Source organism: Brevibacterium sediminis (genome assembly GCF_024895295.1).
GTDB classification, from domain to species: Bacteria; Actinomycetota; Actinomycetes; order Actinomycetales; family Brevibacteriaceae; genus Brevibacterium; species Brevibacterium sediminis.
This window is the reverse complement of record NZ_JAHQRN010000003.1, coordinates 202078-221967: the sequence shown is the minus strand read 5'-3', so window position 1 is coordinate 221967 and position 19890 is coordinate 202078. Positions and strand designations below refer to the sequence as shown.

General features: G+C 65.3%; 21 protein-coding genes and 1 tRNA gene. 12 read left to right on the top strand and 10 right to left on the bottom strand.

The genetic code is table 11. The features are described from left to right. The first annotated feature begins 62 nt into the window (after positions 1-62). The 6 genes from pstS to KTJ89_RS08315 all read left to right on the top strand — a co-directional run bounded on the left by pstS (position 63) and on the right by KTJ89_RS08315 (position 7183). Complete coding sequence (gene pstS, locus KTJ89_RS08340; RefSeq protein ID WP_139468277.1) at positions 63-1166, top strand: phosphate ABC transporter substrate-binding protein PstS; 1104 nt, start codon at positions 63-65, stop codon at positions 1164-1166. 244 nt (positions 1167-1410) lie between these two features. Next, a complete protein-coding gene (gene pstC / locus KTJ89_RS08335) occupies positions 1411-2301 on the top strand; it encodes a phosphate ABC transporter permease subunit PstC (RefSeq protein WP_101544086.1) in 891 nt (296 codons plus the stop codon). A 14-nt stretch (positions 2302-2315) separates the two neighbouring features. Next, entirely contained in the window at positions 2316-3455 is a 1140-nt protein-coding gene (pstA, locus tag KTJ89_RS08330; RefSeq protein ID WP_139468090.1) for a phosphate ABC transporter permease PstA, read from the top strand. 55 nt (positions 3456-3510) lie between these two features. Then, complete coding sequence (gene pstB / locus KTJ89_RS08325; RefSeq protein WP_101543804.1) at positions 3511-4290, top strand: phosphate ABC transporter ATP-binding protein PstB; 780 nt, start codon at positions 3511-3513, stop codon at positions 4288-4290. Positions 4291-4684: 394 nt separating this feature from the next. Next, a complete protein-coding gene (locus KTJ89_RS08320; RefSeq protein WP_139468088.1) occupies positions 4685-5242 on the top strand; it encodes a PadR family transcriptional regulator in 558 nt (185 codons plus the stop codon). A gap of 168 nt (positions 5243-5410) precedes the next feature. Then, the gene (locus tag KTJ89_RS08315; protein ID WP_259357603.1) at positions 5411-7183 is read left to right on the top strand and encodes an ABC1 kinase family protein; all 1773 of its coding nucleotides are present in this window, start codon (positions 5411-5413) and stop codon (positions 7181-7183) included. A gap of 69 nt (positions 7184-7252) precedes the next feature. On the opposite strand, the gene KTJ89_RS08310 is transcribed toward KTJ89_RS08315, so the two are convergent. Further along, the gene (locus KTJ89_RS08310; protein ID WP_139468086.1) at positions 7253-7891 is read right to left on the bottom strand and encodes a winged helix-turn-helix transcriptional regulator; all 639 of its coding nucleotides are present in this window, start codon (positions 7889-7891) and stop codon (positions 7253-7255) included. Positions 7892-8018: 127 nt separating this feature from the next. Here KTJ89_RS08310 and KTJ89_RS08305 point away from each other — a divergent pair, with 127 nt between their 5' ends. Then, a complete protein-coding gene (locus KTJ89_RS08305) occupies positions 8019-8579 on the top strand; it encodes a dihydrofolate reductase family protein (protein ID WP_139468085.1) in 561 nt (186 codons plus the stop codon). Positions 8580-8664: 85 nt separating this feature from the next. Here KTJ89_RS08305 and KTJ89_RS08300 read toward each other — a convergent pair whose 3' ends face one another. The 3 genes from KTJ89_RS08300 to KTJ89_RS08290 all read right to left on the bottom strand — a co-directional run bounded on the left by KTJ89_RS08300 (position 8665) and on the right by KTJ89_RS08290 (position 12091). Beyond that, entirely contained in the window at positions 8665-9798 is a 1134-nt protein-coding gene (locus tag KTJ89_RS08300) for a hypothetical protein (protein WP_259357369.1), read from the bottom strand. A gap of 119 nt (positions 9799-9917) precedes the next feature. Further along, positions 9918-10556 carry a response regulator transcription factor gene (locus KTJ89_RS08295; protein WP_139468083.1) on the bottom strand — a complete coding sequence of 213 codons (639 nt, stop codon included), beginning with the start codon at positions 10554-10556 and terminating at the stop codon, positions 9918-9920. Further along, positions 10553-12091, bottom strand: coding sequence for a sensor histidine kinase (locus tag KTJ89_RS08290; protein ID WP_259357368.1), 1539 nt, complete (start codon positions 12089-12091; stop codon positions 10553-10555). The genes KTJ89_RS08295 and KTJ89_RS08290 overlap by 4 nt, the downstream gene beginning before the upstream one ends. A gap of 122 nt (positions 12092-12213) precedes the next feature. Between KTJ89_RS08290 and KTJ89_RS08285 the strand changes: the two genes are divergently transcribed. Then, entirely contained in the window at positions 12214-12672 is a 459-nt protein-coding gene (locus KTJ89_RS08285) for a DUF4383 domain-containing protein (RefSeq protein WP_229663967.1), read from the top strand. Between the two features lie 104 nt (positions 12673-12776). Here the strand turns inward: KTJ89_RS08285 and KTJ89_RS08280 are convergent, their stop codons facing one another. From KTJ89_RS08280 to KTJ89_RS08270, 3 genes are all read right to left on the bottom strand, one after another. After that, positions 12777-13790 (bottom strand): inorganic phosphate transporter, encoded by a 1014-nt coding sequence (locus KTJ89_RS08280; protein ID WP_181270785.1) that lies wholly within the window; start codon positions 13788-13790, stop codon positions 12777-12779. A 3-nt stretch (positions 13791-13793) separates the two neighbouring features. After that, on the bottom strand, positions 13794-14414 hold the full coding sequence (locus tag KTJ89_RS08275; RefSeq protein ID WP_101543807.1) for a DUF47 domain-containing protein: 621 nt from the start codon (positions 14412-14414) through the stop codon (positions 13794-13796). Between the two features lie 340 nt (positions 14415-14754). Then, entirely contained in the window at positions 14755-15342 is a 588-nt protein-coding gene (locus KTJ89_RS08270) for a hypothetical protein (RefSeq protein ID WP_229663966.1), read from the bottom strand. Positions 15343-15517: 175 nt separating this feature from the next. Between KTJ89_RS08270 and KTJ89_RS08265 the strand changes: the two genes are divergently transcribed. The 3 genes from KTJ89_RS08265 (at position 15518) to KTJ89_RS08255 (ending at position 17382) form a co-directional block, all read left to right on the top strand. Next, entirely contained in the window at positions 15518-16456 is a 939-nt protein-coding gene (locus KTJ89_RS08265; RefSeq protein ID WP_259357367.1) for a hypothetical protein, read from the top strand. Positions 16457-16599: 143 nt separating this feature from the next. After that, positions 16600-16672, top strand: a tRNA-Lys gene (locus tag KTJ89_RS08260). A 230-nt stretch (positions 16673-16902) separates the two neighbouring features. Beyond that, positions 16903-17382, top strand: coding sequence for an RDD family protein (locus KTJ89_RS08255; RefSeq protein ID WP_259357366.1), 480 nt, complete (start codon positions 16903-16905; stop codon positions 17380-17382). A 20-nt stretch (positions 17383-17402) separates the two neighbouring features. On the opposite strand, the gene KTJ89_RS08250 is transcribed toward KTJ89_RS08255, so the two are convergent. Next, positions 17403-17615, bottom strand: a complete 213-nt coding sequence (locus tag KTJ89_RS08250; RefSeq protein WP_181270787.1) for a hypothetical protein — start codon at positions 17613-17615, stop codon at positions 17403-17405. 60 nt (positions 17616-17675) lie between these two features. Beyond that, a complete protein-coding gene (locus KTJ89_RS08245) occupies positions 17676-18515 on the bottom strand; it encodes a helix-turn-helix transcriptional regulator (RefSeq protein ID WP_181270788.1) in 840 nt (279 codons plus the stop codon). A gap of 101 nt (positions 18516-18616) precedes the next feature. On the opposite strand from KTJ89_RS08245, the gene KTJ89_RS08240 reads away from it, so the two are divergent. Continuing rightward, on the top strand, positions 18617-19618 hold the full coding sequence (locus KTJ89_RS08240; RefSeq protein WP_259357365.1) for an aldo/keto reductase: 1002 nt from the start codon (positions 18617-18619) through the stop codon (positions 19616-19618). A 14-nt stretch (positions 19619-19632) separates the two neighbouring features. Here the strand turns inward: KTJ89_RS08240 and KTJ89_RS08235 are convergent, their stop codons facing one another. Next, positions 19633-19884, bottom strand: coding sequence for a PspC domain-containing protein (locus tag KTJ89_RS08235; protein WP_139468021.1), 252 nt, complete (start codon positions 19882-19884; stop codon positions 19633-19635). Between the last annotated feature and the right edge of the window lie 6 nt (positions 19885-19890).

Here is a 19890-nt window from a genome sequence, read left to right as displayed (position 1 = left end):
AGCGTGGATGACGAGCAATCGAGAACTCTCGAGCTGTGTCCACAAACATGAAAGGCATCTTCGTGAAGATGAAGCATCTCGCCCCCTCCGCTGCGATCCTCGCGGTCGGCGCCATCACCCTCTCGGCTTGCGGTGGCGGACAGTCCGCCACCGGCGAAGAGGCATCCGGCGGCAGCAGTGACCTGCAGGGCACCCTGACCGGCATCGGCGCCTCCTCGCAGAAGGCCGCGATGGATGCCTGGACAGCGGACTTCACCTCGCAGAACTCCGGCGTGACCGTCAACTACTCCCCCGACGGATCGGGTGCCGGCCGTGAACAGTTCCTCGCCGGCAACGCGCAGTTCGCCGGATCCGACGCCCACCTCGACGATGACGAGGTCAAGGCCGGAAAGGAAGCCTGCGGCGCCGACGGAGCCTACGAGTTCCCCGTCTACATCTCCCCCATCGCCGTGACCTTCAACGTCAAGGGCGTCGACGAGCTCAACCTCTCCCCCGAAACGATCGCGAAGATCTTCAAGGGCGACATCACCAACTGGAACGACAAGGCCATCAAGGCCGACAACCCGGATGCCGAGCTGCCGGACCTCAAGATCACCGCCGTTCACCGCGCCGATGACTCGGGCACCACCGAGAACTTCGCCGAGTACCTCAAGGCCACCGCCGAGAAGGACTGGGACGCCGAGGTCGACGGCAACTTCCCGAAGGAGTACGGCGGCGAGGCCGCTCAGGGTACCGACGGTGTCATCCAGACCGTCTCCGACACCGACGGAGCCATCGGCTACGCGGATGCCTCGGCCGTCGGTGAGCTCTCCACCGCCAAGGTCAAGGTCGGCGACGAGTTCGTCGAGCTCTCCCCGGAAGCCGCGACCAAGGTCGTCGACGCATCCGAGAAGGTCGAAGGCCGCAGCGAAGGCGACCTCGCCTTCGACCTGGCCCGCGACACCACCGAGTCCGGCGCCTACCCGATCGTGCTCGTCTCCTACCACCTCGTCTGCTCGTCCTATAAGGACCAGGAGACCGTGGACATGGTCAAGGCCTGGGAGAAGTTCGTGGTCTCGGAAGAGGGACAGAAGTCCGCTGCCGATTCCGCCGGGTCCGCACCGCTGTCGGACGACCTGCGCAAGCAGATCGAAGAAGTCATCGACTCGATCAAGGTCGAAGGCTGATTTCAGTCTCTGACCTGGAGATATAGCCAGTCGGGAGCGGCGCAGAAGCCCTGCGCCGCTTTTCCGCGCCTGTGGAACCACCCCGGTTTCACCACAAGTCACATGAGGAGTACTTGTGCCGATCAGCACACAGACCACTGAGTCAGGCCCCACAGGGCCCGGCTCCACGCCCGAGTCCGGGCAGAAGCCGCCGCAGAGTCCGGCAGCTCGGCAGCAGAAGGCCGTCGTCCGACCCGGCGACCGCATCTTCTCGGCCGCCACGCTCATCGCCGGCATCCTGATCCTGGTGATCCTCGCCGGAGTCGCCCTGTTCCTTCTCGCACAGTCGAAGGACACCATCACCGCGCAGATCAGCGACCCCTCCCAGATCACCGGCGGCAAGGGCTTCTTCTCCTACGTCTGGCCGCTGGTCATCGGCACGCTCATCTCCGCGGCCATCGCACTGATCGTCGCGACTCCCTTCTCGCTGGGCATCGCGCTGTTCACCACCCACATGGCCCCGCGCAAGCTCGCTCCGGTGCTCGGCTACGTCATCGACCTGCTCGCCGCCATCCCCTCGGTCGTCTACGGCCTGTGGGGCATCGCTCTGGCCGGCAACCTCACCGGCTTCTACCTGTGGCTGTCGAAGTGGTTCGGCTGGATTCCGATCTTCGCTCCGGCCGCCGACGGCTCCGTGTCGCAGACGGGCCGCACACTGCTCACCGCCTCGCTCGTGCTCTCGATCATGATCCTGCCGATCATCACCTCGCTGACCCGCGAGATCTTCCTCCAGACCCCGCGCCTGCAGGAAGAGGCGGCGCTGGCGCTCGGCGCCACCCGCTGGGAGATGATCCGCATGGCCGTGCTGCCGTTCGGCAAGTCGGGAATCGTCTCGGCCACGATGCTCGGCCTCGGCCGCGCCCTCGGTGAGACCATGGCCGTGGCCATGATCCTCTCGCCCGGCGTCCTCACCGCCTCGCTCGTCGTCAGCGGCAACCAGACCATCGCCTCCGAGATCGCGCAGAACTTCCCCGAGGCCGCGGGACTGCGCCTGTCCGAGCTCATCACCGTCGGCCTCGTGCTCTTCGTCATCACCCTGCTGGTGAACATGGGAGCCCGCGCCATCGTCGCCCGCACCTCGGTGAAGGGAAGTTGAGACCAATGACCACCATGAACACCACCACCGAGGCGGCCGTGTCGAAACCGGCGAAGCTCACCTCCAAACAGCTCCCGAAGGCCACCCCGTGGATCGTCGCCGTCGCCTCGATCCTCGTGGCGATCGTCATCAGCTTCATCGCCTTCGGCGGCTTCAACATCCCCGTCGTGGCCGTCCTCGCCGGCCTCATCAACGCGATCGCCGTGTTCGCGGTCTCCGCGTCCTACGAAGGCCGCCGCAAGGCCGTCGACCGGATCGCGACCACCATCGTCACCTCGACGTTCGTCCTCGCATGCGTTCCCCTCATCTCGCTGCTGTGGCTGACCGTGTCCAAGGGCGGGGCCGCCATCAGCGGTGACCTGCTCACCCGCACCATGCTCGGCATGAAGGGCGTCCTCGATCAGCAGTACGTCGCCGGTGAGGCCACTCTGGCCGGCGGCTTCTACCACGCCATCGTCGGCACCGTGCTCATCACACTCGCCGCCTGCGTGATCTCGATTCCGATCGGCGTCCTCACCGCCATCTACCTCGTCGAATACTCGAACAAGAACCGCCTGGGCAAGGCGATCACCTTCCTCGTCGACGTGATGACCGGTATTCCCTCGATCGTCGCCGGTCTCTTCGCCTTCGCACTGTTCTCCACGATTGCCAACGTGCTCCTGCCCGGCGCGGCCGGAATCGCGAAGACCGGCTTCACCGCGGCCGTGGCGCTGTCGGTGCTGATGATCCCGATCGTCGTGCGCAATACGGAGGAGATCCTCCGCTTGGTGCCGATGGACCTGCGCGAGGCTTCCTACGCACTCGGCGTGCCGAAGTGGAAGACGATCGTGAAGATCGTTCTGCCCACCTCGGTGTCGGGAATCCTCTCCGGTGTCACCATCGCCATCGCCCGCGTCATCGGTGAGACGGCACCCATCATGGTCACCGCCGGGTTCGCCAAGACGCTCAACTGGAACCTCTTCTCCGGTTGGATGTCGACGCTGCCGACGTTCATCTACGACTCGCAGCTGCGCCCGGTCTCGCCGGGAGCCGCCGCCCTGGCCAGCTCGGAACGCGCCTGGGCCGCAGCCCTTGTGCTCGTCGCCCTCGTCATGGTGCTCAACCTGCTCGCCCGCATCATCGCGAAGGTGCTCGCACCGAAGGCCGGACGCTGACCGGCGACTGCCCACAGACCTCCAGACTCACCCATTTCCACGGATAGGAAACACAATGTCCAAGCAGATCGACATCAAGGATCTCGACATCTTCTACGGCGACTTCCGCGCCGTCGACGGAGTGCAGATGCAGATCAAGCCGCGCTCCGTCACCGCCTTCATCGGGCCCTCCGGCTGCGGCAAGTCCACGGTGCTGCGCACGCTGAACCGCATGCACGAAGTCATCCCCGGCGCCAGCGTCTCCGGTGAGGTCCTCATGGACGGCAATGACATCTACGGCGCCGGCGTCGACCCGGTCAACGTCCGCCGCGAGGTGGGCATGGTCTTCCAGCGGGCGAACCCGTTCCCGACGATGAGCATCAAGGAGAACGTGCTCGCCGGTGTGCGCCTGAACAACAAGCGCCTGTCGAAGACCGAGGCCGACGATCTCACCGAACGTGCCCTGCGCGGCGCGAACCTCTGGAACGAGGTCAAGGACCGCCTCAACCTGCCCGGTTCGGGTCTCTCCGGCGGTCAGCAGCAGCGTCTGTGCATCGCCCGCGCAATCGCCGTCGAACCCGAGGTCCTGCTCATGGACGAGCCGTGCTCGGCTCTCGACCCGATTTCGACCCTGGCGATCGAGGACCTCATCAACGACCTCAAGGACAAGTACACGGTCGTCATCGTCACGCACAACATGCAGCAGGCCGCTCGTGTGTCCGACAAGACCGCGTTCTTCAACATCGCCGGCACCGGCAAGCCCGGAAAGCTCATCGAGTTCAACGAGACCTCGACGATCTTCTCGAACCCGGACAAGGAAGAGACCGAGAACTACATCTCCGGTCGCTTCGGATGATTTGAAGGCTCGCCCAAACGGCGGGCGCCCCTCGGGGCGGGTGCCGTCTCGGCGGCGCATGCCTCTATAATCGGCGGCGCATGCCTCTATAAGTGGTCGTTCTGGTCACGCTCTGCTCAGCGGAACGTGACCAGAACGACCACTTTGCGTTGGCAGGTCCGCCGGACGCGACTTCGGGCGGTAGGGCACTCGCGCAGAGTCGCCTCGGGGATCGCGCAGGGCGCTGGCAGGTCGGTCGTCACGTCACCCTGAACGCGCGCAGTGAGTTGCCTCCGCAGACGACCTCATGGTCTTCCCGACAACACATCGGCGATATATCGTTACATATCGTCAGGGCAGTGAACTTCGTGCAATCAGCGGGGTACTGCGGTGTCATCAGACCAGGGAGGTCATCATGAACGAGCCATTCACCCACGGAAGCTCCCATCACCGAGGCGGCGACCGGGGCAGCGCTAGCATCTGGGAGGCGTTCGAGCAGCTGCGCTCATCCTTCGCCCCCAAACAGCCTGCCCGCATGAACCGCGGTGACGTCCGTGCCGGAATCCTCTCGCTGCTGGCAGAGGCCCCGATGCACGGATACCAGATCATCCAGGAGATCGAGGAACGCAGCGGCGGCAGCTGGAAGCCCAGCCCCGGGTCGGTCTATCCGACGCTGCAGCTGCTCACGGACGAGGGTCTCATCAATGCGGAGCCGTCGAGCGGACGCAAGACCTATTCCCTCACCGAGGCGGGACGCGAGCACGTCGAGGCCGACTCCGATTCCGCCGCCCCGTGGGAATCGGTCGGCAGGAGAGAGACTCCGCGCGCGGCCACACTGGCCAAGGCCGGGGTCGAGTTGGCACAGGCCGCCGCTCAGGTCGGACGTTCGGGCAGCAAGGAGCAGGTCGCAGAGGCGGTCACCGAGCTGGAAGAGACCAAACGCAGGCTGTATTCGATCCTCGCTCGGGACTGAGCGATGTCGACGGGAGCCGAACAGAGAAACGTGAGTCCGGATGAGCTCGGCCGAGAAGCCGGTGAGCACAGCGGAGCAGACACTGTCGGCCCTGGCCAGGGTCTTCCCGACCGGAAGCGAGCGCTGCGGTCCCGGTCGTCCCGGATCCTGCGCTTTGCCGCGGCCCAGATGGCCATGGCCTGGTGGTTCGAGCTCGTCCTGCCTCGCATCGGTCTGGGTCGCCTGGCCGCCCGACGACGAGTGGAGCGCTGGCAGTCGACCGCCAGGAAGTTCAGGGCGCTGGCGATCGATCTCGGCGGGCTGATGATCAAGGTGGGCCAGTTCCTCTCCTCCCGCATGGATGTCCTCCCGCCCGAGGTCGCCGCAGAGCTGGCAGACCTGCAGGACGAAGTATCGCCGGTTCCCTTCGACGGGATCAGGCCCCTCGCCGAGGCGCAGCTGGGTATGCGACTCACCACCGCCTTCGCCACTTTCGACCCCCGACCGCTGGCCGCGGCATCACTGGGCCAGGCTCATTCGGCCACCCTGACTCCGGATGTGGCCGCCGAGCTCGGATTCACCGAGGTGGTCGTCAAGGTCCAGCGCCCCGGCATCGCCGACGTCGTCGAGGTGGATCTGCGAACACTGCGCCGGATCGCAGGGTGGCTCTCCCGCGTCGGGTTCATCGCCAGCCGGGTCGATATGCCGGGGCTGGTCGAGGAGTTCGCCCATGTCAGCCTCGAGGAGATCGACTACCTCCACGAGGCGGCGAATGCGGAACAGTTCACCACCGAAGCCGCACGCTTCGCGGACGATGCCGAGCGCTCGGCATCGGGTTCGCCCGGTCCGACGCAGGCCCCGCGAATCGTCTGGGGGCAGACCACGACCCAGGTTCTCACCATGGAGGATGTCTCGGCGATCAAGATCAACGATGTCGCGGCGCTGCGCCGGGCAGGGATCGATCCACGCGAGGTGGCTTCGGCGTTCGCGCACACGATGTTCGATCAGCTCTTCCGCGGCGGCTTCTTCCACGCCGATCCCCATCCCGGCAACATCTTCGTCACTCCCGACCGAACTGGAGCGGTCGAACGCTCGGGTGTCTCTCCGGCGTCCGAGCACATGGGTGGCTCACCGCCGACAGGGGAAACGCACACCTCGACCGGGCATCCCGCCTCGGCGGGGGTCGGCTGGCACCTGACCTTCGTCGACTTCGGAATGATGGGCCACGTTCCTGAGGATCTGCGCTCGGGGCTGCGTGAACTCATCATCGCCGTGGCCACCAGGGATTCCCACCGCCTGGTCACGAGCGTCGAACTCATCGGGGTGCTGCTCGACGGCGCGGACACCGCGGAGCTCGAACGCGCACTGACCGAGCTCTTCTCCCGGTTCGGCGGGATGGGATTCACTCAGCTGCGCGAGGTCGACGAGAAGGAGCTGCGGGCCTTCTCCAGGGACTTCGAATCGGTGGTCCGCGACCTTCCGGTCCAATTGCCGGAGAACCTCTTCCTCATCATCCGTGCGCTCGCCATGGTCTCTGGTCTGTGCAGCTCACTCGATCCCCGGTTCAACATCTGGGAGGTCGTCGAACCCTATGCACGCGGCCTCATCAGCGACTCACCGGGAGGAGTCGCCGGCTCGGCGACGAAGGAGGCGCTCAACCTCGTGCGTCTGACCCTGAGCCTGCCCGGACGCCTCGACGCACTGGTCACGAAGGTCGAAGACGGCGAGCTCACGGTGTCGACGCCGAAGCTCGATCGTCGGGTGGAAGGGCTCGAACAGCTGGCGCGCGGCGTGATCTCGGCCGTTCTATTCACCGGCTTCGTCATCGGCGGGTCGATCCTGCTGCCGGTGATGACGGTTGGCGGCGTTCTGCTGCTCATCGCCTCGGCACCCGCGCTTCTCCACGCCCTGGTCACTCTGCTGCGACACCGACGGGCAGACCGGCGGAACCGTCGTAGGTGAGGAGTCGGCGGAACCGTCGCAGACGAGGGAGCGGCGACAAGCTGTTCGAGGACGACGCGGCGTTGCCTCCTAGCCGGCCGCTGGTTCGTCGCGGGGAGCACGGAAGGCCGAGGCGAAATCGACCAGCAGGGATTCGTCGCCGTCGACCGTGATCGCCCCTTCCTCTCGTGCGGCTTCGGCTGCGCCATCGGCAAGCAGGTCGCGCAGCCCGGGACCTTCGATCCTCAGGTCAGCTTCTGCCTGGGCCCCTTCCGCAGCCTCCACACCGCGCTCGCTCACGGTCGCATGAGCCGTCGCGGGGCCGGCAGTGATTTCGACTGTGAAGGGTCGGACTCGGGCGTCGGTGCGCGCGGTCAGCAAAGCCGCGGCCAGAGAGGAGTCCGTCGGAACCTCGCCCTCGCGGGGCTCAGCCATCCGCCGTGCACCCCAGCGGCCGAGCTCAATGAGCACCGGACTAAGATCCGAACCGTAGTCGCTGAGGCGGTAGACGACGTTGCGTCCGTCGATGCCGCGCTCGATGATCTCGGCGGCCTCAAGTTCGCGCAACCGCGTGGTCAGCAGGTTCGAGGGGATGCCGGGATTTCCCTGTCGAAGCTCGTTGAAGCGCTTCGGACCGACGAGGAGGTCGCGGAGGATGATGAGCGACCACCGTTCCCCCAGCACCTCGGCTGCCCGAGCCAGACCGCAGAATTGTCCGTACGACTTCATGGTTGACAGCATAGCAATATCAGTTCACTATTGAAACCATAGTTCACTTTCTGAACTTTCTGGGCTGCGGAACCACAGCCCTCAGGAAACGCAACGGCCCGCACGACAACTCGATGAGGAGATCACCATGTCCCGCACTGTCATCGCCGCACTGTTCCAGTCACTCGACGGGATCGCATCCGATCCGTTCAACTTCCAATTCGATTCCTTCGACCAGGAGATGGGCGAGTGGATGACCACGGCCATCGGCGGCGTCGACGACTGCCTCCTCGGCCGTGTCACCTATCAGGAGTGGGAGGGCTACTGGCCGAACCACACAAAAGGCGAGGACGCACCGTTCGCCGACTTCATCAACTCGACTCCCAAGCACATCGCCTCGACAACGCTGTCGCAGGCCGATCTCAGCTGGGAGAACTCGACTCTCATCCAGGGCGAGCTCGTCGACTTCGTCCGCGAGCTCAAAGCCGGCGACGGCGGCAAGATCGCTGTCGAGGGATCGATGTCGATCGTCCGTCAGCTCGTCGAAGCGAACCTCGTCGACGAGCTGACGGTGGCCATCCACCCGGTCGTCGCCGGCAGCGGACGGTCCCTCTTCGAGGGTGGAACGACGACTCGCTTGGAGCTCAAGGACGTGCAGCGGACCAGCAAGGGCAACCTGCTGGCCACCTACGGGCCGTTCCCCGGCTGATCCAGCGGGTGGATCCACCTCGAGATCGTCCGCTTATTCGAGGTGGATCCGCCCGCAGGAGACATCGAAGATTCGAAAAGACAGCTCAGACATCGCCGGACGCACCCGCCTCGGCAGCCAGCCGACGTTCCCGGTAGGCGAAGGTCGCCCAGCCGAGCGCCACGGCCCAGAGCGGGAAGAGCAGCGTCGGCCCGATCGTCACCCACCAACTGTCGGCGAAGATTTCGGGGGTCCCCGAGAAGATTGTGCGCACCAGGCCGACTCCGCCGGTGAAGATCGCCAGCGACACGATCGTCGCGGGAATCGTCGCCAGAGTGATCGGCACTCGCTTTCCGCCCAGAGGACCAAGCCATGTTGGCAGCCGCTCTCCCCATCTCTGGATGAGACCGAGGGTGAGCAGGATTCCACCGATGGCGGCCAAGGCGAGCGCGAGTCCCGAATGCCAGAGTCCGACACGCTGGCCTTCGTCGTAGAGACCTTCACTCAGGCCGAAGGGAATCCCCACGGCCCAGAGGACCCGCGTCAGGGCATAGAAGCCCGGCACGATGACCGCCACGACGACGGCGATCTTCGCGCTTGCGGTGACCGACGTCGATCTCCCCACGCGTCCGGTACCGTCAACGTCTGCACGCCTGTGACCGGCGGCGGAATCCTCAACATGAACGGTCTCGGTCGAATGACGATGACTGTCCTCGTGAATCCGACGACTGGTCTTCTCCGCACCGGCCCACACGATGATCCACAACAGCGGACCAAGCAGCATGACTCCCTGCCAGATCACCGGAGCCGGGATTGGTGGGAACTGCAGGCTGAGCGCATAGCCGAGGTAGGCCAGCAGCAAGGTGTCGGTGAGCATGACCGTGACCACGGCGGCGAAGGCCAGAACGACAACCCCGAGAACGCGTGCCCCGCCTCTGTCGAAAAGCCGCTGCCGCAGGCGGGTCGCGGTGAGCAGGGCCGCCGAGCCGACAAAGCTGAGCAGGGAGACGGAGCCGATGATGAGACCCGCGAACGGTCCCGGGAGTGCGGCGATCATCGACGTGAACGTCCACTCCTCGGATCCGGCCAGGGGTGAGGCGACGATCCCCAACCCCCAGAGGACCGACATGACGAGAAGGAAGATCGACCACGCCGAGGCGGCGGCCAGTCCTGCGCGAACGGTGAGATCGGATTGTGGTGACGGATGGTTGACTATGTGAGTGAGCTGTTTCTGTGTCATGACTCCAGGCTCGTCCCCGAAGGCCCGCCGGGGGCTCCCCCACAAGGGTGAATCCGGTTCCCGAGAGGGTGAATGCACACTGGGCGGGTGAACGGCCCTCCCGCCTGCTCACTTTGGGGTCAGGTCTCGACGAACCCCGATTCGAAAGCCTTGATCACCGCTTGTGTCCTGTCACGGGCACCGAGCTTCGACAGCAGCGAACTGACATAGGTCTTCACCGTCTCCGCCCCGAGGAACATCTCCCCGGCGATCTCGGCGTTGCTCATTCCTCTCGACATGAGGGTGAGGACTTCCTGTTCCCGCCTGCTCAGCCCAGCAGAACTCACCACATCGACAGCTCGGTGAGACCGTGCTGCCATATCCCGGATCTTCTGCGGATAGAGCAGCGCATCTCCCCCGGCCACGGTATGCACCGCCCGGACGAGTTCGGACGGCTGAGCGCGTTTGAGGACGAAGCCGTCAGCGCCCACGCGCAGAGCTTCGAAGACGTAGTCATCGCTGTCGAAGGTCGTGAGGATGAGCACCCGAGGCGGCTCCTGCCTGCTCATAAGCAGCCGCGTTGCCTCCAATCCGTCGAGGTGGGGCATGTGCACATCCATCACCACGACATCAGGATCCAGCCGAGTCACCAGATCGAGTGCTTCCGTCCCGTCATCGCCCTCCCCGACGACCTCGAGTCCCGGGTCGGAGTCGATGATCGCGGCCAGACCCGCACGCACGAGAGGCTCGTCATCGATGAGGATCACCGAAATGGTCATGGCATCTGTCCCTCCGAATACGGCAGTCTCACCTGCAGAATCCATTGTCCGTTCTCGATTCCCCAGTCGGCGCTCCCACCGAACAGAGCAGCCCTCTCACCGATGCCGACGAGTCCGCGTGACTGCCTCGCCGAGGCGGCCGCCCCCTTCGCACCGGCAATCCCCTTCGCATCGCCCGCCGCTTTCGCGTCAGCCGCCGCCTTCCCCTCGGCCCGTCCCTTCTCCGATGAGCCGAGCACCGGGCCGGTGGCCGCGCCGGCATTGCGCGTGACCACTTGTACGCAGTCGGCGCCGATGTCGACGGCCACATCGAGGCCGGGCGTCGTTGCGTGCCGCAGCGAGTTCGTCACCGCCTCGCGCACGATCCGGTGGAGTTCGTGGACCACGGTCGGCGGCAGTCCGGTGGCATCCCCGCTGACCGTCAGTCGGGTGGGGTGCCCGATCGCACGGGCTTCCTCGGCCAATCGGGTGATATCGAGCATTGTTCGCCGAGGCGGCCCCGCACTTCCGCTGTCACCGTCCCCCGCGAGCTCTCCGCCCTCCACTGCTTCGCTCTCGGCGCCATCGAGGGCATCGGCACCATCGATGGCATCAGCAACGCCAAGGGCGTCGGCGTCGCCTGCGGTGCTTTCATCGCTGACTGCGCCGTCGGCCTCCGCACGCAGCAGGGCGAGGACATGGTCCAACTCGGCCACCGCCTCACGGCTGGTGCGAGCGATCTCGTCGACGGCCGCCTCGGCGAGTATCTGATCCTGGTGCAGGGCACGTTTGGCCACAGCTGCCTGCATCATCGTCACGGTCAGGGCATGACCGATCGAGTCGTGGACTTCGCGGGCGAGGACGGTGCGACGGAACCGACGGACTCGCTCGGCCCCGGCGAGCTCAGCCCGGTCAGCGGCCGAGGGGCCGAGCAGGATCTGTGCGTAGTGAGGCAGGAAGTAGCCTTCGGCGATGATCGTGGCCGTGAGGAGAAGCAGGATCACGGGTGCGAGGATCTGCACGAGCCCGGCGGACAGGACGACGACGGACTCGGCACCGGTGCCGGCCGACGGATCGGCATTTCCGGCCGGCGATCCAGCAGTCGCCCCGGCTGGGGAGCCCGCAATGCCGAGGAGTCCGTTCGACAGTTCCGAGGCCTGCTGTGGGTCCGCAACCATCAGGAGCACGGAAGGAAGGACCACGACGACCGTGATCAGGAGCAGGGCACCGGCGAAGGCGTGGCCGAAGTAGAACAGGGCACCGCGGAGGCGATCGGACCAGGTCGGCCGCCTCGGCGGGATGGGGATGGACAGTTCGAGGAGCTGCTCGGCCAGGGTCCGTTCGAGTGCGCGGATGACGGCAAGGAACGCGGGTATGCACAACAGCACGAAGACGACGGCGCTGAAGGCGAGCATGCTGAACGCCAGAGACCGGTCGCTGACCTCGTTCCACGCGGAGACGGCCCAGATGATGACCGCAATATAGGGCACGGCGATGACCCCGCCGATCAGAAGGACCAGCAGTCTGCGCCACAGCTTCGCCGCCCAAGCTCCCATTGCCACCAGACTACAGCGGCGGGCCGACATGAGACGGCGGCCGGAAAGTTTCGCCCGTCGGCCATCCGAATCGGCATCTGCTCCGAATCACCGATACCAGCTATCTTTGGGAAAGGATCGTCATGAATATCTCGATGTCGTCACAGTCGCCCGCCGCTGCACGCGGCGCGCGTTCGCAGGTGCAGATGGTCTCCGGGCTCTTCGGCGCAGTGTTCCTGCTCGTGGGGATCCTCGGCTTCGTCCCGGGCATCACCGCGAATCTCGGCTCGATCAGCTTCGCCGGACACCACACCGACGCTGCACTGCTCGGCCTCTTCCAGGTCACGGTGCTCCACAACATCGTCCACCTGCTCTTCGGAGTCGTCGGGATGCTCGGACTCCGCTCACGTGCGCTGGCGAAGAACTACCTCGTCGTCGGCGGAATCATCTATGCGGTGCTGTGGATCTACGGAATGGTGATTCCGATGGAGTCGATGGGCAACTTCGTCGGGCTCAACACCGCCGACAACTGGCTGCACTTTGTCCTCGCCGCGGCCATGATCACCACCGGCTTCGTATTCGGGCGGAAGCCTCGGGGCTGATTGGTCGGCACCGATGTCAGCGATTTCGTCAGAGCCGAGCCCGGGCGCCTCGCGCTCCCGGGCTCGGCTCCGGCGTCAGCGAACAGCAGGAACCGGGTGGCCTGTCAGAGCCCGACGGAGGCCTTGACGATCCACCCGAGCACCACGGCCAACAGCGCGGCGGCCGGGATCGTCAGGAGCCAGACGGCGAACATCGGCACGAAGTACCGGGCTCTGGCGTGGCCCTTGCGCCCGGCGTATTGGGTGCCGAGGATCGATGAGCCGAGGACGAAGGTCAGCGACACCGGAACCCGCATGATCAGAGCTGCGGTGTACATGAGGATCGTGGCCGCGCCATCGGCGATGGAGGATTTGAGGGGATCGAGGCGGACCATGCGCACGGAAAGTGTCTGGACCACTCGCCACCCGCTCAATCCGGTGCCCAGAGCCAGAGCCGCGGCGATGAGGAGGCGCACCGGCCAAGAGATGTCGACCACGGAGAGGACATCGTGCTGCTGCGTGTCGACGGCGAGAATGGCGACCATGACGAGGGCCGCGATCTTCTGCGCGTCCTGGACCCCGTGGACAAGCGACAGGGCCGCCGTGAGCACGGAGTCGACCATGCGCGCACCCCGGAAAAGCGGCTTGGGCGGAGTGGAGGCGAGCGACTTCGACAGGATGAGCGTGAGCACCCACGCGAGAATGAACCCGAGGATCGGTGAGAGCACCAGCGGCCACACCACTGAGTCCATCGCTTCACCGGTGTTGACGGAGAAGCCGAACACGATTCCCGCGCCGAGCAGACCGCCGATGAGACAGTGGGTCGACGACACAGGCAGCGCGAGATAGTAGGTGAACAGGCTCCACGTCGTCGCTGCGACGAAGGCGATCAGCAAGGTGGTCAGGATGAGGTCTGTCGAACCGGAGAAGAGCACGATCTGGTTGGCCACGACGATGGCGATTCCCTCACCGAGGAGCGCACCGATGAAGTTGAAGATGACGGCCAGGCTGAGCGCCCAGCCGGGTCGCATCGCTCGCCCGACGACCGCGTTGCCGACGGTCAGTGCGGCATCGTGGAATCCGTTCGAGCCGGCGAAGATCACCGCGGCGATGACGACTGCCGCCAAGAGCAGCTCCACGGACTACGACTCCTTGATCGCGATGGCTGCGACGACCTTGCCGAGTTCGGTGAACCCGTGGGCGGCCCGGACGAAGGCCTGCCCGAGTTGGGACACGGCCGCCATATACGTCAGTCCCCGTTTGGAGTTCGGCACCGCGTCCGACATCCGCCACTGCAGGCTCTCGACTTGGTAGGTCAGTCGGTTGATCGCGTCGACGTAGTCCCACTGGTCGAGCTTGCCCGGCAGTCGGGTGATCATCCGCGAGGTGTGGTCCGTCTGATTCGACAGCACGGCCAGGGTCTCGGGGACGCCGGAGGGCAGCGGGTCGAAGGCTCCGGAGGCGAGTACGTAGCCGACTCCGTGCAGCCGGTGGCAGATATCGCGCATGTGGTGGCTGAGCAGGTAGAGGTCGTTGCGGTCGAACGGGGTGATGTAGTTCTCGCGCAGTGCGCGGAGCATCGCGCCCATGTCCTCATCGGCCCTGTCCCCGATCTCGCGGAGGCGGTCGGCGACGTCGCGGCGTTCGCTGATTTCGATTCCGGAGAGTTCGGCGAGCACCAGGTTGCACTGCCGCATCTGTGAGACGAGATCGGACAGCCGCTCATAGAACACCTTGTCCTGCGGTACCCGCTTGAGCCGCATGCGCTCCTCCTGCCCGGGGCCCGGACAAGCCGGACGAATATGCATGATGCCTCAATGATATGTGCCGGACGCTGAACCGAGAGCGCCTCTCGGCGGAAGGCCGCTCGAAGCGGCTGAATTTGGAGCCCGGGGCTTCAGCGATCCAGCGTCCGGTGGCCCGAAGGCCACCCCCTACGATACTCGTTCATGCTCATGAATCCACCGCCGAGGCGGCTCTTCGTCCGTTGAGAATCTCACAGTCGATGTCGTGGTCGGGCGGGAATATCCGGTCCCTACGGGGACCACGCTCATTCGGTCGGGCGGGGCCGCCTCGGCGAGGGGATTGCCGGCGAGCTGAGGATCAGTCGAGGCCGCCTCGGCGATGGGCGACCGCGGCGTCGGACAGGTCTTGGGAGAGCTGGCGCAGGCGGACGGCGGTGTCGTGGTCGTCGGCGCCTGCCGCGCAGATGCCGACGAAGGCGGAGGCGCGCAGCAGCGCAATGACGACGTCACCGCGGAAGGCGCCGACGAGGATCTCGTCGATGGCGTGGGCCACTTCGTCGGGTCCGGCGGGCAGTTCGACGCCGGCGAGGATCTCGTCGTAGCCGATGCCCTCGGTGACGCGGCGTTGGCCGTCGGAGAACATCTCGGCGAGTTCGCGAGGTGCGGACTTGATCCATTGGCGCAGGGCGTAGAGGCGCCACAATGCGCCGGGTGCGGAGACGGCGGGAGCGGCTGACCACATCTCGGCGATGATCTCGAAGCCGATGTCATCGGCGAGTTCGACGAAGCGCCTGGTGGCAGCCTCGTCGCGGTTTCCCTCTGCATCGCCGAGCAGCAGTGCCGCGGTGGCGTGCGAGGTCTCCGAACGGGCGACGGGATCGTCGACGGCACCGACGGAGTCGAGGTCGGCCAGGGGAACGGGACGGTGGAATGCGCGCTGTGACATGGTCAGGGCAGTTTAGTCCCTGTCAGGGTGCGCGGACTAGGACGTGGAGCACATTCGGGCTTTCGCCGCACGGTCAGGTTCTGCTCCCGGGACTCACAACGGACGCTATTAAACTTGGGTCTGATTCGTGACTGCGACCGGCAGTCGCGAGTGACCGAAACGAGGAGGAACTCTCGTGGCAAAATCATCAGTGGCGAAGAAGGGTCTCGACAAGGCTGCGAAGTTGGCAGTCAATGACGATGGGACCCTCAATCCCCGCGCCCAGTCGATGTTGTCGCGTCTGCTGTCCGTGCAGCGGCCCGTCGCCCTGGCTTATGTGCGCAGTCTGCGCCGCCGGCATCCGGACGCGACCCCCGAAGAGCTCATCAAGATCATTCGCCGGCACTATCTGACCCTGACGACCTCGGGCGGAGCCGCGGTCGGTGCGACCGCCGCCGTTCCGGGGTTGGGCACGACGGCCGCGCTGGGTGTCGCCAGCGTCGAGACCGCTGGCTTCCTGGAAGGCACTGCACTGTTTGCGCAGGCCATCGCAGAGATCCACGGACTGCCGGTGGCCGATGCCAAGCGGGCGAACGCCCTGGTGCTCGGCCTCATGCTGGGCAAGGACGGGAAGAACCTCATCCAGAAGTTCGGCAAGCAGAACGGCGGCGTGGAGTCGATGTTCGGCAGCTGGGGCGCCACCGTGACCAAGCAGCTGCCGGCCCCGCTGGTCGATCTGCTCGTGCGCAAGCTGCGCAAGACATTCATCCGCAAGTTCGCCGCCCGTGCCGGCGGATCACTTGTCGGTCGGCTGCTGCCCTTCGGCGTCGGCGCTGTCATCGGTGCCGTGGTGAATGCGCAGATGGCGCGGAAGGTCGCCGGGGAATCGAAGGAGGCCTTCGGTGCTGCGCCGACGGTCTTCCCCATCGAGACCGACCCCGAGTACGTTGCGCCGAAGAAGGATCATAAGCTCCTGTCGAACCTCAAGCACGTGTCGGCTCTGCTCGGGAAGGTCAAGAAGAACAGGTCCGTCGAATCCTCCGTCATCGAACCCACGGATCCCGAGGAGCTCGAGGCTCCGGACGGTCTGCCTCGCACCTACACCGCTGAGGATCAGCGCGGCCTGGAGAAGTGAGGCACGCGCCTTCGTCGGGAGGGAGTCGACGGACTCCCTCCCGACGGCGGGTTCTGGTTTGAGTAATTCGGGCGCGAACCTCTACTATTGGTTCGTCTCCATCATGCGTCAGCAGGTCTGTGTACTGCGCTTGTGATGGGGCGGGGCCTCTAGCTCAGTTGGTAGAGCAGCGGACTTTTAATCCGCGGGTCGTGGGTTCGATCCCCACGGGGCCCACCTAGCCTGACCAGGCATGATACATAGCACCCCCGAAGCTGCGAGCTTCGGGGGTGCATCATTTTCAGCAGATTTTCAGCAGACGATTCAGTTCTCCCACCGACCGCGGACGGTCGAGAAGGGTTGTACCGGAACTGGCACAGGATGTTGCCTGACGAACACCCTCTGCGGGCCGACAACCGCATAGAGTCGGAGTCATCGACCGGTCAGCAGCGAGAAGGATACGCACAATGAGTTCGAACTACCGCGCCCAAGCTGGGCTTGCCGTCAACGGCCCTGGTCCTTGGCGCAGCCGCAGTCCGCTGACCCCGGCACCATTGGTTCGGCGCTGGTGGGCGAGGGTCCTCGACGCGATCTTCGTCCTCTTCTGCACCGGTACGGTCGTCGGTGTCGCCATTGCCCTCGCCGGGATCAAAGTCATCTCGCTCGATGCTGCTACTGGAGTTGCTCTCGCCAGCTATCCATTGATGGCACTGGTGTTCGGAGCCCTCTACGGCTGCACCGTCTCCCCCGGCCAGGCGCTGTGCGGAGTCGTCACGCTCAAGCACAGCGGCAGACGCGTCGGATTCTGGAGGGGCACGACGCGCTATCTGGCGATCGCGTTCTTCCCGATCACGGTCGTTCTCCTCATCTGGACGATCTTCGACGCACCGACGCTGGACCTGGATCCGATCGACGTCTATTACCGCAGGGCTCCACAAGTCTGGTAGATCCGGCTCTCGGGTACGGATCACCGTCGTCGCGCGATGATGAGTCCGCGGAACGCTCCTTGGTTGGCAGCGACCTCGGCATTGGGCATTGACGTCGCAGCACCTGACCTGCGTGCGGCGATGAGCGCGTCGTCTTCACCGACGAGAGTGTCAGTGAAGTACCTGTCGACCGCCTGCCACTCGTCGGCGGCCGGGTAGCGGTTAGCCGGTGCGGAGGGCTCGCTTTCGCTCATGCCTTCATTCTTGCGCATCGGTCGGCAGTGCTCCCCGCGAGTGCTGACTCGGTCCGCACCTCACCCCGAGGCCAGAGTCTGTGTCCCGACGACGCCGAGCAGCTCCAAACGACCCGCTGTCTCGGTGCCTTCGAGAGGCAAGAAGACAAGCAGCGAGATGTCATCGTCGGGAGTGAGAAGCACTTCGCACCGGAAATCGAGTCGACCGACGTCCTTGTGGGCGATCGCTTTGATGTCGGAATGGCGAACCGCGACGTCGTGCCGCTCCCACAGTCCGGCGAACTCCTCGCTGATGTCGATGAGGTCGGCGATGAACTCCCGCACGCGCCGGTCACCCGACCGCTTGGCGTATGTCGCCCGCAGATCGCTCACATGTGTCGCCGAGATCCTGTCCCAGTCCTCTTCGGGCATCGGCCGTGACTCCGGGTCCTCGAACCACTTCCAGATCAGATTCCTCTCACGTCCCGGCTCCTCCGGCAGATCGCCGAACAGAGCACGACCTATCGGGTTCCGCCAGACGACCTCGCCGAGGTCGGTGACAATGACGGCCGGCACATCGACGAGCCGATTCGCCACGGCGATGAGCCCGGGCCGGATATGCCCGTCCGAACTGCGCGGCGGGACCGGGTGTCCTGCGAGATGCAGCAGGTGATCGCGCTGGTCCCGGTCGCACTGCAGCGCACGGGCGACGGCGCTGACGACTCCGGCCGACGGCGTCGCTCCTCTGCCCTGTTCGAGGCGGGAGTAGTAGTCGACGGAGACGCCCGCGAGCATCGCCACTTCCTCACGTCTGAGTCCCGGCGTGCGCCGGCGAACCGTGGTGCCCACACCGACGTCTTCGGGTCGCAGGCTCTCGCGGCGACGGCGGAGGAAATCGGCGAGGCCCGAACGATCAGTCATCGCCCCATTATCTGCCTGCTGCCCGACAGTAGCCAGGGACAACTTGTCCCTGGATCGACAGAGCATTCTCACCGGCGCTCAATGCGAGCAGGCTCATTGACATGACTATTGAAAACAACTCGCAGACCATCGACCATCGCCGACTGGGCACCGCAGGACCCATCGCCACATCGCCCGGCCTCGGCGCAATGAGTATGTCCGGTGCCTACGGCCCGACCTCTGACGCTGAGGGAATCGCCGCCATCCACACCTACCTCGACGCCGGAGGCACCCTCATCGACACCGGCGATTTCTACGGAGCAGGCCACAACGAGATGCTCATCGGCCGTGCGCTGAGCCAGCGCAGCCGTGACGACGTCATCCTCTCGGTCAAGTTCGGGGCCGTGCTCTCACCTGACGGATCCTTCATCGGCTTCGACTCGCGCCCCGATGCAATCCGAAACTCCCTTGCCTACTCGCTGCGACGTCTCGGCGCAGATCATGTCGACGTCTACCGGCCGGCACGCCTTGACCCGAATATCCCTATCGAAGAGACCGTGGGGGCTATCGCCGAACTCGTCGAGGCCGGGTACGTCCGGTCGATCGGATTGAGCGAGGTCAGTGCGGAGACGATCCGCAGGGCGGCAACGGTCGCTCCGATCAGCGACCTGCAGATCGAGTACTCGCTGCTCACCCGTTCCATCGAGTCCAATGGGATCCTGGCCGCCTGCCGCGAGCTCGGAATCGGCATCACTGCTTACGGGGCGCTGGCGAAGGGACTGTTCGCGGGCAAGACCGGCGGGAATCGAGCGATGTTCCCCCGCTTCCAAGGGGAGAACCTCGAACACAACGAAACGATCATATCGGCATTGGGTTCGGTCGCCTCGGCGAAGGGGATCACGCTGCCCCAGCTGGCGATCGCCTGGGTCGCAGCACAGGGTGAGGACATCGTCCCCGTCGTCGGTTCGCGCACCGTCCAGCAGGTACGGGCGACACTGAGCAGCACCGAGGTGGAGCTGAGTTCAGTTGATCTCGCAGAGATCGACGAGGTCCTCTCCAGAACCGAGGTACGTGGCGATCGCTACCCGAGTGCGCTTATGGCGCAGCTGGACAGCGAACGCTGATCAGCTCAGGCGTGTCACTCGATCGAGCGACCGCCGAAGACCTGCTGCAGCGGGATCGAATTGTCCTGCCACGGAGTGAGGATCCACGCGACGAGGTAAGCGCCGATTCCGAGTACGGGGAGGAGGAACGAGGCGAGGACGATGAGCCGCATGATCCAGACGTTGATGCCGGTTACCTCGGCGAGGCCCCCGGCAATACCGCCGAGGATGCGGTCGGGACCGCGACGGAAACCGATTCTGCGGATGGAGTCGAATAGTGAGTTCATGTCGTC

What these genes read in the sequence shown, in the direction of transcription:
- pstA (WP_139468090.1), top strand. Translation starts at nt 2,316, where the DNA reads ATGAACACCACCACCGAGGCGGCCGTGTCGAAACCGGCGAAGCTCACC.
- pstB (WP_101543804.1), top strand. Translation starts at nt 3,511, where the DNA reads ATGTCCAAGCAGATCGACATCAAGGATCTCGACATCTTCTACGGCGAC.
- KTJ89_RS08320 (WP_139468088.1), top strand. Translation starts at nt 4,685, where the DNA reads ATGAACGAGCCATTCACCCACGGAAGCTCCCATCACCGAGGCGGCGAC.
- KTJ89_RS08315 (WP_259357603.1), top strand. Translation starts at nt 5,411, where the DNA reads ATGGCCATGGCCTGGTGGTTCGAGCTCGTCCTGCCTCGCATCGGTCTG.
- KTJ89_RS08310 (WP_139468086.1), bottom strand. Translation starts at nt 7,891, where the DNA reads ATGAAGTCGTACGGACAATTCTGCGGTCTGGCTCGGGCAGCCGAGGTG.
- KTJ89_RS08305 (WP_139468085.1), top strand. Translation starts at nt 8,019, where the DNA reads ATGTCCCGCACTGTCATCGCCGCACTGTTCCAGTCACTCGACGGGATC.
- KTJ89_RS08300 (WP_259357369.1), bottom strand. Translation starts at nt 9,798, where the DNA reads ATGACACAGAAACAGCTCACTCACATAGTCAACCATCCGTCACCACAA.
- KTJ89_RS08295 (WP_139468083.1), bottom strand. Translation starts at nt 10,556, where the DNA reads ATGACCATTTCGGTGATCCTCATCGATGACGAGCCTCTCGTGCGTGCG.
- KTJ89_RS08290 (WP_259357368.1), bottom strand. Translation starts at nt 12,091, where the DNA reads ATGGGAGCTTGGGCGGCGAAGCTGTGGCGCAGACTGCTGGTCCTTCTG.
- KTJ89_RS08285 (WP_229663967.1), top strand. Translation starts at nt 12,214, where the DNA reads ATGAATATCTCGATGTCGTCACAGTCGCCCGCCGCTGCACGCGGCGCG.
- KTJ89_RS08275 (WP_101543807.1), bottom strand. Translation starts at nt 14,414, where the DNA reads ATGCGGCTCAAGCGGGTACCGCAGGACAAGGTGTTCTATGAGCGGCTG.
- KTJ89_RS08270 (WP_229663966.1), bottom strand. Translation starts at nt 15,342, where the DNA reads ATGTCACAGCGCGCATTCCACCGTCCCGTTCCCCTGGCCGACCTCGAC.
- KTJ89_RS08255 (WP_259357366.1), top strand. Translation starts at nt 16,903, where the DNA reads ATGAGTTCGAACTACCGCGCCCAAGCTGGGCTTGCCGTCAACGGCCCT.
- KTJ89_RS08250 (WP_181270787.1), bottom strand. Translation starts at nt 17,615, where the DNA reads ATGAGCGAAAGCGAGCCCTCCGCACCGGCTAACCGCTACCCGGCCGCC.
- KTJ89_RS08245 (WP_181270788.1), bottom strand. Translation starts at nt 18,515, where the DNA reads ATGACTGATCGTTCGGGCCTCGCCGATTTCCTCCGCCGTCGCCGCGAG.
- KTJ89_RS08240 (WP_259357365.1), top strand. Translation starts at nt 18,617, where the DNA reads ATGACTATTGAAAACAACTCGCAGACCATCGACCATCGCCGACTGGGC.
- KTJ89_RS08235 (WP_139468021.1), bottom strand. Translation starts at nt 19,884, where the DNA reads ATGAACTCACTATTCGACTCCATCCGCAGAATCGGTTTCCGTCGCGGT.